Origin of the sequence: Pseudomonas frederiksbergensis (assembly GCF_001874645.1) — a bacterium.
Taxonomy (GTDB): domain Bacteria; phylum Pseudomonadota; class Gammaproteobacteria; order Pseudomonadales; family Pseudomonadaceae; genus Aquipseudomonas; species Aquipseudomonas frederiksbergensis_B.
Genome location: NZ_CP017886.1, coordinates 1017476 through 1033350 on the forward strand (window position 1 = coordinate 1017476; position 15875 = coordinate 1033350).

20 protein-coding genes and 1 pseudogene are annotated in these 15875 nt (G+C 59.6%); 19 read left to right on the forward strand and 2 right to left on the reverse strand.

Annotated elements, in window-relative coordinates:
• Window positions 1-115: 115 nt before the first annotated feature.
• Entirely contained in the window at window positions 116-1168 is a 1053-nt protein-coding gene (locus BLL42_RS05035) for a phage portal protein (protein ID WP_071551054.1), read from the reverse strand.
• A complete protein-coding gene (locus tag BLL42_RS05040; protein WP_071551055.1) occupies window positions 1168-2925 on the reverse strand; it encodes a terminase ATPase subunit family protein in 1758 nt (585 codons plus the stop codon). Before BLL42_RS05040 ends, BLL42_RS05035 begins: the two co-directional genes overlap by 1 nt.
• A gap of 151 nt (window positions 2926-3076) precedes the next feature.
• Here BLL42_RS05040 and BLL42_RS05045 point away from each other — a divergent pair, with 151 nt between their 5' ends.
• The 19 genes and pseudogenes from BLL42_RS05045 (at window position 3077) to BLL42_RS30975 (ending at window position 15870) form a co-directional block, all read left to right on the forward strand.
• Window positions 3077-3955: a GPO family capsid scaffolding protein gene (locus tag BLL42_RS05045; RefSeq protein ID WP_071551056.1), complete on the forward strand. Its 879-nt coding sequence runs from the start codon at window positions 3077-3079 to the stop codon at window positions 3953-3955.
• Window positions 3956-4000: 45 nt separating this feature from the next.
• Window positions 4001-5008: a phage major capsid protein, P2 family gene (locus BLL42_RS05050; RefSeq protein WP_071551057.1), complete on the forward strand. Its 1008-nt coding sequence runs from the start codon at window positions 4001-4003 to the stop codon at window positions 5006-5008.
• An 11-nt stretch (window positions 5009-5019) separates the two neighbouring features.
• Complete coding sequence (locus BLL42_RS05055; protein WP_071551058.1) at window positions 5020-5727, forward strand: phage terminase small subunit; 708 nt, start codon at window positions 5020-5022, stop codon at window positions 5725-5727.
• Between the two features lie 102 nt (window positions 5728-5829).
• A complete protein-coding gene (locus BLL42_RS05060; RefSeq protein WP_071551059.1) occupies window positions 5830-6291 on the forward strand; it encodes a head completion/stabilization protein in 462 nt (153 codons plus the stop codon).
• The gene (locus BLL42_RS05065; RefSeq protein WP_071551060.1) at window positions 6291-6503 is read left to right on the forward strand and encodes a tail protein X; all 213 of its coding nucleotides are present in this window, start codon (window positions 6291-6293) and stop codon (window positions 6501-6503) included. Before BLL42_RS05060 ends, BLL42_RS05065 begins: the two co-directional genes overlap by 1 nt.
• Before the next feature lie 45 nt (window positions 6504-6548).
• Complete coding sequence (locus tag BLL42_RS05070) at window positions 6549-6872, forward strand: phage holin, lambda family (protein ID WP_174553325.1); 324 nt, start codon at window positions 6549-6551, stop codon at window positions 6870-6872.
• Window positions 6869-7711 (forward strand): N-acetylmuramidase domain-containing protein, encoded by an 843-nt coding sequence (locus BLL42_RS05075; protein ID WP_071551061.1) that lies wholly within the window; start codon window positions 6869-6871, stop codon window positions 7709-7711. Before BLL42_RS05070 ends, BLL42_RS05075 begins: the two co-directional genes overlap by 4 nt.
• A complete protein-coding gene (locus tag BLL42_RS05080; protein ID WP_071551062.1) occupies window positions 7708-7914 on the forward strand; it encodes a hypothetical protein in 207 nt (68 codons plus the stop codon). The genes BLL42_RS05075 and BLL42_RS05080 overlap by 4 nt, the downstream gene beginning before the upstream one ends.
• Window positions 7911-8393, forward strand: a complete 483-nt coding sequence (locus tag BLL42_RS05085) for a hypothetical protein (protein ID WP_071551063.1) — start codon at window positions 7911-7913, stop codon at window positions 8391-8393. Before BLL42_RS05080 ends, BLL42_RS05085 begins: the two co-directional genes overlap by 4 nt.
• Complete coding sequence (gene lysB / locus BLL42_RS05090; RefSeq protein WP_071551064.1) at window positions 8390-8833, forward strand: Rz-like lysis system protein LysB; 444 nt, start codon at window positions 8390-8392, stop codon at window positions 8831-8833. Before BLL42_RS05085 ends, lysB begins: the two co-directional genes overlap by 4 nt.
• Window positions 8748-8936 (forward strand): annotated as a pseudogene (gene lysC / locus BLL42_RS30415) (Rz1-like lysis system protein LysC); the annotation flags it as partial. The gene lysB and the pseudogene lysC, both read left to right, overlap by 86 nt.
• 207 nt (window positions 8937-9143) lie before the next feature.
• Window positions 9144-9620 carry a phage tail protein gene (locus tag BLL42_RS05100; protein ID WP_071551066.1) on the forward strand — a complete coding sequence of 159 codons (477 nt, stop codon included), beginning with the start codon at window positions 9144-9146 and terminating at the stop codon, window positions 9618-9620.
• Window positions 9617-10078: a phage virion morphogenesis protein gene (locus tag BLL42_RS05105; RefSeq protein WP_071551067.1), complete on the forward strand. Its 462-nt coding sequence runs from the start codon at window positions 9617-9619 to the stop codon at window positions 10076-10078. The genes BLL42_RS05100 and BLL42_RS05105 overlap by 4 nt, the downstream gene beginning before the upstream one ends.
• A 68-nt stretch (window positions 10079-10146) precedes the next feature.
• Window positions 10147-11019 carry a hypothetical protein gene (locus tag BLL42_RS05110; protein ID WP_071551068.1) on the forward strand — a complete coding sequence of 291 codons (873 nt, stop codon included), beginning with the start codon at window positions 10147-10149 and terminating at the stop codon, window positions 11017-11019.
• Between the two features lie 92 nt (window positions 11020-11111).
• Entirely contained in the window at window positions 11112-11684 is a 573-nt protein-coding gene (locus BLL42_RS05115; protein ID WP_071551069.1) for a phage baseplate assembly protein V, read from the forward strand.
• Window positions 11681-12025, forward strand: coding sequence for a GPW/gp25 family protein (locus tag BLL42_RS05120; protein ID WP_071551070.1), 345 nt, complete (start codon window positions 11681-11683; stop codon window positions 12023-12025). Before BLL42_RS05115 ends, BLL42_RS05120 begins: the two co-directional genes overlap by 4 nt.
• Window positions 12022-12933 (forward strand): baseplate assembly protein, encoded by a 912-nt coding sequence (locus BLL42_RS05125; protein ID WP_071551071.1) that lies wholly within the window; start codon window positions 12022-12024, stop codon window positions 12931-12933. Before BLL42_RS05120 ends, BLL42_RS05125 begins: the two co-directional genes overlap by 4 nt.
• Window positions 12933-13553 (forward strand): phage tail protein I, encoded by a 621-nt coding sequence (locus BLL42_RS05130; protein WP_071551072.1) that lies wholly within the window; start codon window positions 12933-12935, stop codon window positions 13551-13553. Before BLL42_RS05125 ends, BLL42_RS05130 begins: the two co-directional genes overlap by 1 nt.
• Window positions 13546-15870 carry a phage tail protein gene (locus BLL42_RS30975; protein ID WP_081427284.1) on the forward strand — a complete coding sequence of 775 codons (2325 nt, stop codon included), beginning with the start codon at window positions 13546-13548 and terminating at the stop codon, window positions 15868-15870. The genes BLL42_RS05130 and BLL42_RS30975 overlap by 8 nt, the downstream gene beginning before the upstream one ends.
• Window positions 15871-15875 lie beyond the last annotated feature (5 nt).

Genomic DNA, 15875 nt, shown 5'->3' on the forward strand with positions numbered 1-15875 from the left:
CACCCCCTGCGCAGTGGGGCGAGGCCTTGGTTGGAGCACTCGGCACGTTCGAGTGATTCAGCGTCGAGCGGGTGTTAGCGCACCAGCTCGTCGCCTCGTTTACTGCGCGGGGGTACTACTTTCCCCCCGTTGGAAGCTCAAACTCCTTGAAGCTGACGACCTCTTCGCCAAGCCACTCGTTGACCTGAGCAAGCCTCGCCTGCAACGGCTCCAGCTCGTTGACCGCCCAAACCTCTGCGGCCTCCCGCAACGATCCAAAACCGCCCGCGTTCTGCGGCACGATGCCCATCAATTGCGGCGGAATACGCAAAGCTGCGAGCAGGTCGTCGCGGCTGATGTTCTTGATCGAGCTGAATTCGTCCTTGGCAGCAACCTCACTCACCGGAATGAGCTGAATTCCATCCTTCTTCCCGGCAGGCGCATACACGAACAGGTTGCGAAAGTTGCCTGGCCCTTTGGAGTTCTTCAGCGCGGTGCGCAGTGAGTCGATGTCCTCCTCTTTCTGCGCCGCATCGGTCATGTAGAGGATGAACCCGGCGTGACTGCCGTTGTTGTAGTACTTGCGGCGGAACAAGGTGGCGCTCTCGTTGAGCAGAGCGCTTTGTAGTGCTGCGAGCCACTCCGGCAGGCCGTAAATTTCCTGATTGATATCGGCCTCGCGCAGGTGGCAGATCGAGCCTGGCGCAAACTCGTGTTCATCCTTCCAGCCACGCACCTGGTAATAGGTCTCCAAGTCGATGCCTCGGCGCATGTACTTCGCCAGCGGCGGCAGCAGGCCCAGGGTGTTGCGAAGCATGTTGTTGCGTTTTTCCAGATAGCAGTTGCCGCACCAGAGCCAGTCCAGGGCGAACTGCTCAAATGCCTGCCGACTCAACAGCCGGTGGGGAACGAACGTGCGGGCAAGCATGTTGCGCTTGAAGTTCAACCCGGACTGTAGATACACGCTGGCCCGTGTCGTCTTGGCCAAGCCGTCCATGGACATGGGCGTCTCGAACCAACGCCCATTGGCCCAGCACTCCAGGTAGTCGAGGATCTCCCTGCTATCCAGCACGGGGGCGGGATCACCGAAAGTGAACGCCTCAACCGGCCCAGATTCAGGCGGCAGCAGATCCCCCTCAACGGGAGGCTCAGCGGTGGCCAGCTGGGTTCCGCGCTTACGTCTGCTCATCAGTAGGACTCCATAAATCCGGTGTTCGCCGTGGTCTGCCCTTCGAGGGGTTCGTTGTGCAGCGCGTGGAACGTCGCCCACGCCAAATCGGCATGGCCGGTCTCGTCGGTGCGACCGGCCGTGTAAGTAAACTGGCGCCCGGAGGCGGTGATCGTTTTGCGGATAGCCATGAGGGACTGCGCCAAATCAGTCCAGCCGGCATCGAACTCCAAACGACCGTTTTTGATGACGTCGTAGGCTTTCAACACCAAGCGGGTTTTGACTTCGGGCGAATAGCTGAAGGCGGTTATGTTCGGGAAAAATTGTTTCACCAACTGGGCCACGCCTGAGCCCATTCCAGTGATGTCGATTCCGATGTAGGTGACCCAGTAGCGCTTGGTGACCTGGCGAATGGCCTCGGCCTGCGCCGCAAAGTCCATACCCCGGAACTGGTGTTTCTCCAGCACCCGAAACTTGCCACCGGGCACCATTGGCGGGGCGATCACCACCAGGCCGGCACTATCGCCACTCTCGGCCGGGTCGTAACCCACCCAGACCTGCCGATCCCCAAACGGCCGCGCGGCAAACGGTTTGTAGTCCTGCGCCCAGAGGTCCCAACTGTCCACCATGCAAGGCTGCAACATTGCCAGCGGGAAAATACTGGCCCCATCGTCGATGAACTGGCACATCAGCAGATTCTGGAAGGCCTCGGCATCGTATTCCTGACGCAGCTCGTCGAGGTCAAACAGATCGCAGCCACGATCTTCCGCGTCCAGAATGGTGACGATCTGCCGCCAGACCCGATCCTCACACAGCCGCCCCTGTTGCAGCGCGTTGTGGGAAACGTCGATTTTGACCCGCTGCGCCGCCGGCTTGCCCTTGTTGAAACGCTCACCAGTCCAGAACGTATAGGCCTCGTGCGCCATGCTGGAGGGCGTCGAAAAGTAGGTCCGGCGATACTGTTTCTGCATCGCCATGCCGCTGGCTACCTTGTTCAGCTCCTTGAACTTGAACGTCCAGAAGAACTCGTCAAAGTAGAAATTGCCGTGATAGCCCTGGGCCGTGCGGGCGTTGGTGCCCAGGAAGTGCAGTTCCGCACCATTCCCCAGAATGATCGGGTCGCCCGTCAACTCGACACCGACCACCTCGCGAGCAAAGGCCTGGATGTAAGCCTTGAAGATATGCGCCTGATTTTTCGACGCCGACAGGAAAATCTGATTACGCCCGGTAGTCAGCGCATCAATCAACGCCTCCCGAGCGAAATAGAACGTCGCCCCGATCTGCCGAGACTTGAGGATTGCACGGGTGCGCTGATTGCCCGCCTTGTACCAATCCAGCTGATAACCGAAACAGCCGTCGATGAAAGCCTCAGTCAGCTTTTCGATATGCTCTTCGTCGAACTCGTTGCGTTTCGGCGCCTTCTTCGGCCCCTCATTGCGCTTGGCCAGGTTCGGATTCAGCTCGGTTTCGGTACCGCCATCGTTGAAGCGCTGAATGCGAGCCTGCCGCTCCAGCTGACGGTGCAGCAGGTCAATTTCCTTGTAGTCCGATCCTGACTTGGGGTCTTTGAGGATCAGTTGTACCAAGCGGGCTTCAGTCGCGGCCTGGATACGCTCCAGCGGTGTAGCCCGGTCCCACTCGTCGCGGGCCTTCCAGCTGTGCAGCGTCTTTTCCTTCTCCCCGATCAGCTCGGCGATCTCGCACACGCGATACCCCTGCCAGTACAGGTGCTTGGCATGGCGGCGGTGATCGGTGGGCAAATCGACGATGGCATTCATGGCGCAGATCCTGCCGCCCGCGCGCGAACAGTTCTCGCGTCGGCCCTTGTAGTCCCTGCCCCTACAACAGCGCCTCGTTGCCCGTCGCGCTCGCGCTCAACAACATGCGCCCATCGCCAAGGCACACAGCCACCGCACTGAGGATTCACGCATGGCCGGCAAAACCGACACCCCAGCCAAGAAACACCGCTCCAAGTTCTTCCGCGTCGCCGTCGAAGGCGCCACCACCGACGGTCGCCAGATCGAACGGCAATGGCTGGTCGATGCCGCCGAGACCTACAGCCAAAACACCTACGGCGCGCGGGTCTGGATTGAGCACATGCGCAGTTTGCTGCCAGACAGCCCATTCCGTGCTTACGGCGATGTGGTCGCGCTGAAGACTGAGGAAGTCGAAATCGCCGGGGCCAAAAAGCTCGCCCTTTTTGCCCAAATCGAACCCACTGCCGACCTGGTCACCATGAACAAGGCGCGGCAGAAAATGTTTACCAGTATCGAGATCCGCCCGAAGTTCGCCGACACCGGGCGCGCTTATCTGGATGGCATCGCGGTCACCGACACCCCGGCAAGCCTGGGCACCGAGATGCTGACCTTCAGCGCTCAGCACCCAGACAAGAACCCGCTGGCAAACCGTAAACGCGATCCCGGCAACCTGTTTTCCGAGGCCATCGAGATCGAACTTGAATTCGAAGAAGTCGAGGACGAAAGCGGCAAGGTCGCAGGCCTGTTCAGCCGCGTTCTCGATCTCCTCGGCAAGAGCAAGGACAAGGAAGGCAAGGATGCCGCTCTTTTTACCGAACTCGGCGAGGCCGTTGAAGCGATGGCCGAGCATGTAGCCGGCCAAGGCGAAGCTTTCGCCGCCGAAAAATCTGCTCGCGAAAAGCTACAGACAGCCCACGACAAGCTGTCCACCGACTTCACGGCTTTGGTCAAAAAGCTCGAAAACACCCCGGATACCACCGGACAAAAACCGCAGTTCTCCGTTCGCCCGCCGGCTACGGGCGGTGACGGCGCACTCGTCACCGACTGCTGATCCACACCACGGACAACACCCAGCCAAGGAACATCGGAGAACACCATGCGTAACGATACCCGCGTCCTGTACAACGCCTACTTGCAACAACTCGCGCAACTGCACGGCGTGAGCGACGTCACCACCAAATTCACCGCTGCCCCGAGCGTCGCCCAAACCCTGGAAACCCGCATCCAGGAATCCAGCGCTTTCCTCAGTGCTATCAACGTGTTCGGCGTCTCCGAACAGTCGGGTGAAAAAATCGGCATCGGTATCGACGGCACCATTGCCAGCACCACCGACACAACCCTCAAGGATCGTGAGCCCCGCGACCCGAGCGGCCTGGACAACCGTGGGTACACCTGCACCCAGACTAACTTTGACACCGGCATCCGTTACCAGAAGCTGGACCAGTGGGCCAAGTTCAAGGACTTCCAGGCGCGTATTCGCGACGCCATCATCAAGGCCCAGGCGCTCAACCGGATCATGATCGGCTGGAACGGCACCAGCCGAGCAGCGACCTCCAACCCGGCCACGAGTCCCTTGTTGCAAGACGTGAACATTGGCTGGCTGCAGAAAATGCGTCTGGAGAACGCCGCTCGCGTACTGCATGAAGTAGTGTCCGGCAGTGGAAAAATCGAGATCGGTGCGGGTAAGGACTTCGAAAATATCGACGCTCTGGTCGTCAGCATGGTCAACGAGTTCATCGAGCCCTGGTATCAGGAAGACACCGACCTGGTAGTGATCTGTGGTCGCCAGCTGTTGGCAGACAAGTACTTCCCGATCATCAACAAAACCCAGGCTCCGACCGAAATGCTCGCGGCCGATATCGTCACCAGCCAGAAGCGTATCGGTAACTTGCCCGCCGTGCGCGTGCCGCACTTCCCGGCCAACGGGCTGCTGGTAACCCGTCTCGACAACCTGTCGCTCTACTGGCAGGAAGGCACTCGCCGCCGCACCGTCGTCGACAACGCCAAACGCGACCGCATCGAGAACTTCGAATCGGTCAATGAAAGCTATGTGATTGAAGACCTGGGCTGTGCTGCCATGGCCGAAAACATCACCCTGAGCTGAGGCGGGCAATCATGAGCAACCCTTGCCGCCGTCACTACCAGCGCACCACAGCAGCCGTTGCAGCGGCTGCTGTGGCCGGCCCCGCCATGACCATGGAAGGCGCAACTGTTTACGAGCTGCACCTCGCCAAGCTCCAGCAGGACTACCTGCGCCTGAAACAGGTGCAGTCGACCGAAGGAAAGGCGGAGCTGAAACGGCAATTACTGCCGGAGTACACCCCCTATGTGGAAGGTGTTCTCGCCGAGGGTAAAGGTGCGCAAGACCAAGTGCTCACCACCCTGATGGTCTGGCGGATGGACGCCACCGACTTTGCCGGCGCCCTGGACATCGCCGATTACGTGATCACCCACTCGCTTTTGATGCCGGATCGCTTTGAGCGCACCACCGGCACCATCGTGGCGGAAGAGATCGCCGAAGCGGCACTGAAGGCGCAGAAAGCCGGTGGCACCTTTGACCTGGATCTGTTGCTACGCACCGAGCAAATCACGGCCAAGGAAGACATGCCCGACCAAGCCCGCGCCAAGCTGCACCTGGCCATTGGCAAAGCGCTTTCAGCGCAGGTCACTGATGAAGCTCCGCCGAGCGACGCCCTGGAACCGCTGGAGAAGGCCAAGACACACCTGGCCCGCGCCATTGAGTTGCACACCAACTGCGGCGGCAAGAAAGATTTGGAGCGCGTCGAGCGCCTCCTGAAGAAACACACTGCCCCAGGCAGTTAACCGAGCGTCCCCACGCACCCCGCCGGCTCGGGGCGGATCGGCCAGGCCGCTCCTCCTGAACGTGAAGCCCCGACCACCGGCGACCTATTTGAGCGCAGCGACATGAGCGGATTCGTAGCCGGTGACATTCCAGCCAGCGGCCATATCAATACCGACCCTTTCTGGCCCTCGATCGATCTGGAAAACCTGCGCGCCACCTTGCGTATTGACTCCAGCGTCACACCGGCACGGCTGGAAACCGCTGTGATTTCAGCAGCCATCAGCGTCAACCGCGAATTGAAAACCTGGCGTATCGAACAACAGGCTGCCGGCTTCACCAAGCTGAGCGACGTTCCGGGTGACATAGTTGAGGACATCCCTGAGCAGGTGCACTTGTATAAGCGCGCCATCGAAGCGGCCACTGGCGCCGAAGTCTGCGAGCGTTACCGCTCCTACGACACCACCAATACCGGCAACCACAAGGCCGAAGAACTCACGCCCAACATCGACGATTACCGCCGCGATCTGCGCTGGGCCATCCGTGACTTCCTCGGTCGCAACCGCACCACCGTGGAGTTGATCTGATGCCCATCACCGTCCGCGCCCAGCAATACGACACCGTCGATGCGCTTTGCTGGCGTCACTACGGCCGCACGGCGGGCGTAACCGAAGCGGTACTCGACGCCAACCCCGGCCTCGCCGATCACGGCCCAACCCTGCCGCAAGGTCTCACCGTTCAAATGCCCGAAGCCCAAGCCGCAGCCCCGCAACGGCAGATGGTGAACCTATGGGACTGACACCGCTGCACCGAGCCCTTGAACCCACCCACCCTGGACCACGGAATGAAGCGTATGCCTGAACGTCCCGACACCTGGGCCTGGCTCGCCGCCTGGCTCGAACAGAACTGGCCGACGCTGTACGCCGGCCTTCTTGCCTTGGTCATCGCCGCCCTTCGCACCATGTACGGCGGTGGCACGTTGCGCCGCATGGCGATTGAAGCCCCGCTCTGCGGCACCCTGGCCCTGGCCGCCAGCCATGGTTTGGCGTTGCTCGGCATTCCGGCCTCCACCGCGCCCTTTTTCGGCGGGGTTATCGGTCTGCTCGGTGTCGAGGGTACTCGCGCCGCCGCCAAGAAGTTTTTCACCCGTAAGGTAGAACAACTATGACCACACTTCGCCACGGCGACCGCTCGCAAGCGGTGCGCATCCTGCAAAAGAACCTCAACAACCACGGCGCCAAGCTAACCGTCGACGGCGACTATGGAGACGCCACCGAGACTGCGGTGCGGGCTTATCAGTTGAAAGTCGGGCTGGTGGCCGATGGCATCGCCGGGACCAAGACCCAGAGCAGCCTGACGGGTGGCGATTGTGTGCAGTTGCTGAAAAACGCCGACCTGGTCAATGCAGCTCAGCGCCTCGACCTGCCGCTGGCCAGCGTCTACGCGGTGAATGAAGTCGAGTCCAGAGGCAAGGGCTTTCTCGACAACGGCAAGCCGGTGATCCTGTTCGAACGGCACATCATGTACCGCCAACTGGTTACACCGCGACACGACAGTGACGACCCTGCCGAACTCAAGCGCCAAGCCGATCAACTCGCCCTCACCAACCCGGCCCTGGTCAACCCGAAGGCCGGTGGTTACGTCGGCGGTACCGCCGAACACCAACGCCTGAGCAATGCCCGACTGATCGACGACACCACCGCGCTGGAGTCCGCGTCCTGGGGCGCGTTCCAGATCATGGGCTTTCACTGGAAGCGTCTGGGTTATGCCAGCGTGCAGGATTTTGTCGCCGCCATGAGCGCGAGCGAGTCGCAGCAATTCGACGCCTTCGTGCGTTTCATCGAAACCGACCCGGCTTTGCATAAAGCGTTGAAGGCCCGCAAATGGGCCGAATTCGCCAAGCTCTACAACGGCCCGAACTACCAGCGGAACCTGTACGACATCAAATTGCAGCGCGCTTATGAACGGCACGCCGACTGCGACTGCGGTCAGGCGGTGGCGGCATGATCGACCTCGACGCAGTGCGCAAATTGAAAGTGCAAGACGGCGACCTACTGGTGGTACCGGAAAACACCGAACAGGAAGACATGGAAGTGCTGGCCGAGGCCCTGCACTTCATGACACCTGGCTGCAAGGCCGTGATAGTGCGCGGCCCCATCGACCAGCTCGACGTCGGCGACATGAACAACCTCGGCTGGTACCGCACATGACACAGAAAATTGCCTACCTCGACATTTCCCCCCGTCAGACCGGCAAAACTTCGCGTCTGGTCAAGTTGGCAAACCAACTCAGCGCTGACGGACATCTCGTGGTCTACGTCGCTATCCCGGCCTTGGTGAACGGGCTTCGTGAGCAAATGCCGCACGTCACAGTGCTCGCCGATGGTGCGCGATTGTTGGACTCCGTCGACCCGCTAAAAGCCATCTGGTTTTACGACGAATTCGACTGGCTTACCTCAACCGAGATTCGCCAAGGCGGTTACTACGCCACAACAGCGCAACGCGTCAGAACGTTAGGTGTCGACAACCCCGACAATGACCTATTGATGCGGTTACTTGAGGCCAATGGGTTTCGTTTTGAACGCCACTTCTGGCCGTTCGGCCTAGAAGATGATTGGTTAAACACTCTCCGGGCCGAGTACACGCCCGAGCAGTTCCGGGCCTTGTTCCTTGGCGAGTTTCTACAATGACTACCCTGCGCCAGGCCTTGTATGGCATGACCCTGCTCGGCGCCCTGGCGCTGTTGATCTGGGGTCAGGAACAACGAATCGCGGTCGCCGACAAGAACGCGGAACTGGCAACGAAAGACGCTCGCACCGCTCGTGAAGAGGCCGGCCGCAACCTTGCCACCGCCAACGCCCTGCGCACCATCCTGCAACGGGAACGTGATGCACAGGCCGCTCTGCGTACCCAGCAGGATCTACTGCGCCAGGGCCTGGCTAAACGCGAACGAATGATCGAGGCACTGAAACTTGAAAACGCCGAACTACAAGAATGGGCTGCCCAGCCTCTGCCTGATGTTGCTCGCCGGTTGCGCGAGCGCCCCGCCCTCACCGGCGCCGACGCTTATCGTCAGTGGCTGTCCGGCCGTGGTGCCCTGCACCCTGCCGGCGACCAGCCCGCTCAGTAACGGCGACCAGCTCACCGACCAGGACCGCGTCGAAGCCGCCTGGGCGGAATGCGCAGGCCAGGTCGATATGGTTTACCAGCACCAACAGACACAATCCCAATGAACTCATCCAAACAGAGCAACGGGGTACTCACCGGGAAAACAGCTTGGCGACGTGGCCTGTTCGGCAAAATCATCCTGCAGGTCGAATACAAGGTACCGAAGAGCAGTTATCCCAAGGCCCCGCCGCCGTTCTACAGTCCCGTCGAATACGTCGGCCAATGGCGTGACGCAACACTCCTCGACATACTCAACCTTCAACAGGTCCACTATGAACAAGCCCGAAAGCCTTCGTGCCCATCTGCTCAAAACCGTGCAAGACCTCCGGCACAACCCTGACCGACTGCTGATTTTCATCGACAACGGCAAAGTCCGCTGCACGGCTGCAGCCAGTCTGTCATTCGAATACAGCTTCGACCTGCAGGTCATACTCACCGACTTCGCCGGGCACCCCGACAGCATCATGCTCCCCCTGCTCGGTTGGCTGAGCGTCCACCAATCCGAGCTGCTGGAAAACCTCTACAAGTCAGCGGAAGGCATCCAGTTCGAGGCCGATATTCTCGACAACAGCAAAGTCGATCTCAGCCTAACCTTACCGCTGACCGAACGCGTCGTGGTGGGCAAGGACGATGCAGGCAACACCACCATCCGCCACCCTGGCGAGCCGCAGCGTATCGCGAGCTTTCTCGACCCGACATGGATTCCCGGCGCTCAAGGCACCGGCAGTGAATGGGTTGTCCCTCAATGACCAATCGACTGGAAGCATTGGAAGACTGGGCCGCCGGCTTGCTCCGACAGCTGGAACCCGCAGCGCGCAACCAGCTCGCCCGCAGCCTCGGCCAGGCTTTACGCCGAAGCCAGCAACAACGGGTTATCGCCCAACGCAACCCGGACGGCAGCAAGTATGCCCCGCGCAAACAGCGCAACCTGGGGGGTAAGCAGGGCCGAGTGAAACGCAAGGTGCAGATGTTCCAGAAGATGCGCACCGCACGCTTCCTGAAGGTCAAGGCCGACAGCAATGCCATCAGCGTCGGATTTACGGGGCGCATTGCCCGCATTGCCAGGGTGCACCAGTACGGATTGAAAGACCGTGCTGAACGGGGTGCACCGGGTGTGAAGTATGAACAACGGGAAATACTCGGTTTTACCGATGCCGACATCGATCTGGTTCGCGACGGCCTGCTCGCTCATTTCGTCGCAAAGTGATTGGACCTTTAATCAGTGGTACAAGGTAGAAATATTGAATCTAGTCACCGCTGTTCTAGGGGGTTGTCGTGAAAGATCCGGATGAAAAAATCAAGGAGAACAATGAAGCATTTGCAAAGTTCTTAGCTGAAATGCTGGAACCACATATCCCAGCTATCAACGCGGGATTACAAAAGCTAGGACAATGGTTCGAAGGAGTGCGGACCGATCTCGCACCTCTACTGATAAAAATCGCACAGATTGATTGGAAAGCTGTAAAGGAGCGCATCGAAAGCATGCCGGCGCGCTCTCGAAAAGCAATGATCATAGCTTCTTCAGAAGGATGGTTTTTTAACTGGATAAATTCGTTTCGAGACACTTTTGAGCTGGTCGAAAACCTTCAAGCTGCGAAAGCGGACGAAGTAGACGAGATCCTGAAAGCTCATTACACAACAGACATGGATTGGTATGCTGGCCAACTAACTAATTTGTACCCGAAAAGAAAACCAGCTATTGAGGCCGCAGTTAGCGCCCATAAAAATTATGGCCCAGAAGGTTACTATTTGAGCATACCTGTATTTCTCGCCCAAGCAGATGGAATGCTTTCAGAGATAACGGGCATACCCTCGGCGATGGATAAAAGCAATGGTGTGGTCAAGGGTAGCGTTTGGGTTAAGGATCGAATTGGCGACAACCAAAAGGTAAAAGATTTATTGCACCAGTTACTAAATCTTCACACCATGGACATCCTAAAAAGCAAGGGTCAGCGAGATAAGGAAAGCATAGAAAAAGGTAAAGTATTCGATGCTCTGAATCGGCATCAGGTGATGCACGGAGAGGTTTCTGACTATGGGACGGAATTGAATAGCTTCAAAGCTTTTTCATTTTTAGTGTTCATTGGCCTACATGTACCAGGCATGCTTGAGTCTCCCCATTTGACTCAAGCTAACCCAAGCACCTAGTAATATCGTTCTGATCGCCTTTAAGTTGTATTACACGTGATCACAAGTTGTTAAGGCTGCATATCCAAACGCATGGCGCCACCATCGGCGCCATGAACGACTTAGCCACCCTCGCCCGTCTGATTGAAAACCTCATCCGCTTCGGCACCATTGCCGAAATTCAGATGAAGCCCCCACGCGTACGAGTCAAAACCGGCGCCCTCACCACCGGCTGGCTACCCTGGATCGCCCCGCGTGCAGGAGCCGACCGCGAGTGGGACCCACCGACCGTAGACGAACAAGTCATCCTGTTCAGCCCCTCCGGCCAGCTCGGCAACGGCATCGTCCTCACCGGCCTGTTCAGCGACCACTTCCCGGCGAACGGTGACCGCGAAGGTCTGCACCGCCGTACCTACCGCGACGGCACCGTCATCGAATATGACAGCGTCGCCCACCACCTGAACGCCACGCTGGTCGATGGCGGGACCACCAACCTGATCAGCACCGGTGGCATTCACATCGTCGGCCCAATCACCCACGAGGGCGACTACACCCAGACCGGCAACCAGAACATCACCGGCAAGGTCACCGCCTCGGTGGACGTGGTGGCGGCGGATATCAGCCTGGTCAAACACCCGCACGGCGGTGTGAAGTCTGGCAACGAGCAGTCGGGCGAGCCGCTATGAACCGAGAAACCGGCGCCGCCATCGACACCGTCGAACACATCGCCCAGTCGATGCCCGATATTCTGGGCACCCGCATCGGCACCCGAGTCATGCGCCGCGAGTACGGAAGCCTGTTGCCTGAGCTGGTAGACCATCCGTTCAACGATGTCACTCGCCTGCGGGTCTACGCCGCCTCTGTCATGGCGCTGATGCGTTGGGAACCTCGGGTCAGCCTCAGCCGCGTGCAGTTTCTCGGCGCCACCCTGCAAGGCCAGTCAACGCTGGATATTGAAGGCAGCATCGTCGACACCAACGAACCACTGAGCCTGAGCATTCCCCTGCATCTGGGGGGCAGCGTATGAACAGCTTCACCGCCATCGACCTCAGCCAACTGCCTGCGCCGCAAGTGGTCGAGCAGATCGATTATGAGCAGATCCTTGCCGAACGTAAGGCCTACGCCATCAGCCTCTGGCCAGCCGAGGAACAAGCCGAAATCGCTGGACGCCTCGACATGGAATCCGAGCCGCTGACCAAGCTGCTGGAAGAGAACGCTTACCGCGAAATGGTCTGGCGGCAGCGGGTCAATGAAGCATCGGTCGCCAACATGCTGGCCCTGGCCAAAGGCACCGACCTGGAGAACCTCGCCGCCAACTACAACGTCAAGCGCTTGACCATCCAGAAAGCCAACCCGTCAGCGGTACCGCCCATTCCGAAACTGATGGAAAGCGACGACAGCCTGCGCGAACGGGCGCAGATGGCGTGGGAAGGTCTGAGCACGGCCGGGCCGCGCAACAGCTACATCTTCCACGCCCGATCCGCTGACGGTCAGGTGGCCGACGCCACCGCCGAGAGCCCCTTCCCCGCCGAAGCAGTGGTGACGGTGCAATCTGCCCTCGGTGACGGCTACGCCCCACCTGCGCTACTGGCCATCGTCAAAGCCTACCTCAGCGATGACGACCGCCGCCCCGTGGGAGACCGGCTGACCGTTCAAAGCGCCGAGATCATCAACTACCAGGTCAAGGCCAAGATTTTCCTGCTGACGGCAGGCCCCGAGTCCGAGTTGATCCTCAAAGCTGCCGAAACCAGCCTGCTGAAGTTTGCCCATCAGCGCCGACGCCTGGGGCTGGAAGTGTCCGAATCCGTCGTGCACGCCTATCTGCACGTCGAAGGCGTGCGCAAGGTGGTGCTGGAAGGTTGGGTCGATATCGTCGCCACCAAGTACCAGGCCCCCTACTGCACGCTCATTGATCTGGCGTTGGGGGTCGAGTGATGGCCGACCTGCCGCTTCTCCCCAGCAACTCGACGCCTTTAGAGCGCCAGGCCGCGCAAGCCCTGGCACAGATCCAGCGCGTGCCTATTCCGTTGCGCACGCTGTACAACCCGGACCTGTGCCCCCTGCCCCTGCTGCCGTACTTGGCCTGGGCCTTCTCGGTGGACCGCTGGGACAGCAAATGGCCTGAAGCTGCCAAGCGTGCAGCCATTCGCTCCGCGTATTACATCCACTCGCGCAAGGGCACCATCGGCTCACTCCGCCGGGTCGTCGAACCGCTGGGATATCTGATCGAGGTGATGGAATGGTGGCAAACGGTGCCGCCTGGCCCTCGCGCCACCTTCGCGCTCAAGGTCGGTGTGCTGGATACCGGCATCACCGAAGAGATGTACCAGGAGCTGACCTGGCTTATTGACGATGCCAAACCCCTCACGCGCCACCTGACAGGACTCGCCATCAGCCTCGAGACCCATGGCAGCGTGAACATCAGCGTCGCCCTGTACGAAGGCGACGTCATCGACATTTACCCGCCGGTAATGCGTGACATCGAGGTCACAGGCCGCTTCGGAGCGGTCGGTCGCGAACATTCCATCGATACCCTGGACGTTTACCATGATTGACGCGAACTCGCAGTTTTTCGCCATCCTGACCCAAGTCGGCGAGGCCAAGCAGGCGAACGCCGACGCACTCGGCCGGCCTTGGCTGATCACTGACATGGGCGTTGGTGATGCCAACGGCACCGACCCTTTGCCAGATCGCCAGCAAACCCGCTTGATCAACGAATGGCGGCGCCGGCCGCTAAACCAGCTCAAGATTGACCCGGTCAACCCGGCGGTGATCATCGCCGAGCAGATCATCCCCGCTGACGAGGGTGGCAAGTGGATACGGGAGATCGGCCTGTACGACGCCGACGGTGACCTGGTGGCGGTAGCGAACTGCGCACCCAGCTTCAAGCCGGTTCTGTCGCAAGGCTCTGGCCGCACGCAAATTGTGCGGATGAACCTGATCGTCTCCAGTGCCGGCAATATCACCCTGAAGATCGATCCGGCGGTAGTGCTGGCGACCCGTGAATTTGTCGAACAACGGATTATGGAGGAGCTGTACAAGCTCGACAGCAAACAGTCGGTCCGGGTGGCCACCACGGCCAATATCGCGCTGGCCGGTCTTCAGACCATCGACGCTATCGCCCTGGTCGCTGGTGATCGGGTGCTGGTGAAAAATCAAACGGTGGCCAAAGACAACGGCCTGTACATCGTGGCCGCTGGTGTCTGGCCGCGCGCACCCGATGCAGATACCAGTGCTGAAGTAACGTCAGCGCTGGCGGTGTCAGTCGAACAGGGCGCTACGCAGGCCGATAGCCGCTGGCAGCTGGTCACGGACGGGGGGATTATCCTCGGCAGCACGCCACTGGTTTTTCAGGACGTGAACCAAGGTTATGCACCGATTAATTCCCCGGCCTTCCTGGGCACGCCAACGGCCGACACGGCAGCGCCCGGCAGCAATACGCGGCAGCTGTCGACCACTGAATTCGTGCGCACAGCGGTGCATGGCAATACGTTCATTGATGTTTCAGGTTCGGGTGTCCTAACGCTGACGGCGGCTCAGGCCGGGACCGGAACGCTGAGTCTGTACGGGACTCTCACCGGTAACCGGACGATCATCGTGCCGACCTTGCCTGCTCGTTATCAGGTGGTCAACAGCACCGAAGGCGCTTTCTCCTTGATAGTGAAGACGGCGGCTGGCTCGGGCGTCGCAGTCACTCAAGGCTGTTCGACACTGCTGTTCTGCACAGGGTCAAACACCATTGCTCAGCAGCAGAGCGACTTTGACAGCATCAACCTGACCGGCAACCCGAAAACCCCTACGCCGCCCCCTGGAGCCAACGATAAGTCGGTAGTGAACTCCGAGTTTGTGCAGAACGCTGTCAATGGCAGTACGTCGGTGAGCATCGCGGGGGCCGGCAGCATTGCGCTGACAGCGGCTCAACTGAGTACCGGCATCGTGTATCTGTGGGGCGTATTGACCGGCAACAAAACGGTGATCGTGCCCAACGGGGCCGCTCGATTCCAAATGCAGAACGTCACGACGGGCGCCTTTACGGTGACGGTGAGGACGGCGATGGGCGCCGGGATCGTTATCACGCCGAACACATCCTCTCTACTGTTCTGTGATGGCAGCAATGTGCAGTTGCAGCAATCGGACTTCATCAGCCCAGTCCTGCGGGGAAAGCCGTTAACGGCCCTTCCTTCACGGTTCGATATCAGCGATCAGGTGATGAGCACGGCGGCGGCACAAGCCCGAGGGCATCAGTATTCGGGCTTTTGGTCTTTCGCCGGCTCAACGGCCGGGATCGTCGCGCACGTTGGCGGGGTGGTTCATTGCTCCGGTGCGGGGAGCAACGCCTATAGCCTGCCTGACGCCACCGCGAACAGTATCCCGGTCGGTGCGGTTATTCGGGTACAGAACTGGGCGATCACCACCCTGTATCTGAACGTGCAAGGCGCGGACAAGATGCAGGAAAATATTGATGGTTCATGGACCAACGCAACGCGGTCGATTCCACCAGATTCCCACGTTGATTGCATGTACATCGGCACCAACTATTGGCTGCTGACCGGCACGGGTGTGGTCGGGAAAACCCGGCCGTGGGGCTGTCTGTTGGGCCCGTCGGGCTATCAGAAGCTGCCGTCAGGTTTGATCATGCAATGGTTTACCGCGAACTTTCTTTCAGCCTTTAAGGCCGCTGCCTTCAACCTGCCAATCGCCTTTCCCGGTATGCATTTCGGCTGTCACGTCAGCCTAACGGAAAGCGCCATTTACGACAGTACCGGGGCGCCCTTCGTAGCAGGCATGCCCAATGGTCTTGGGCAGGTGCTTTTGCAGTCCAACTACACCGCCAGTCAATCGGCTGTGCGTGTACTTGCCTTCGGGATGTAAGGAGA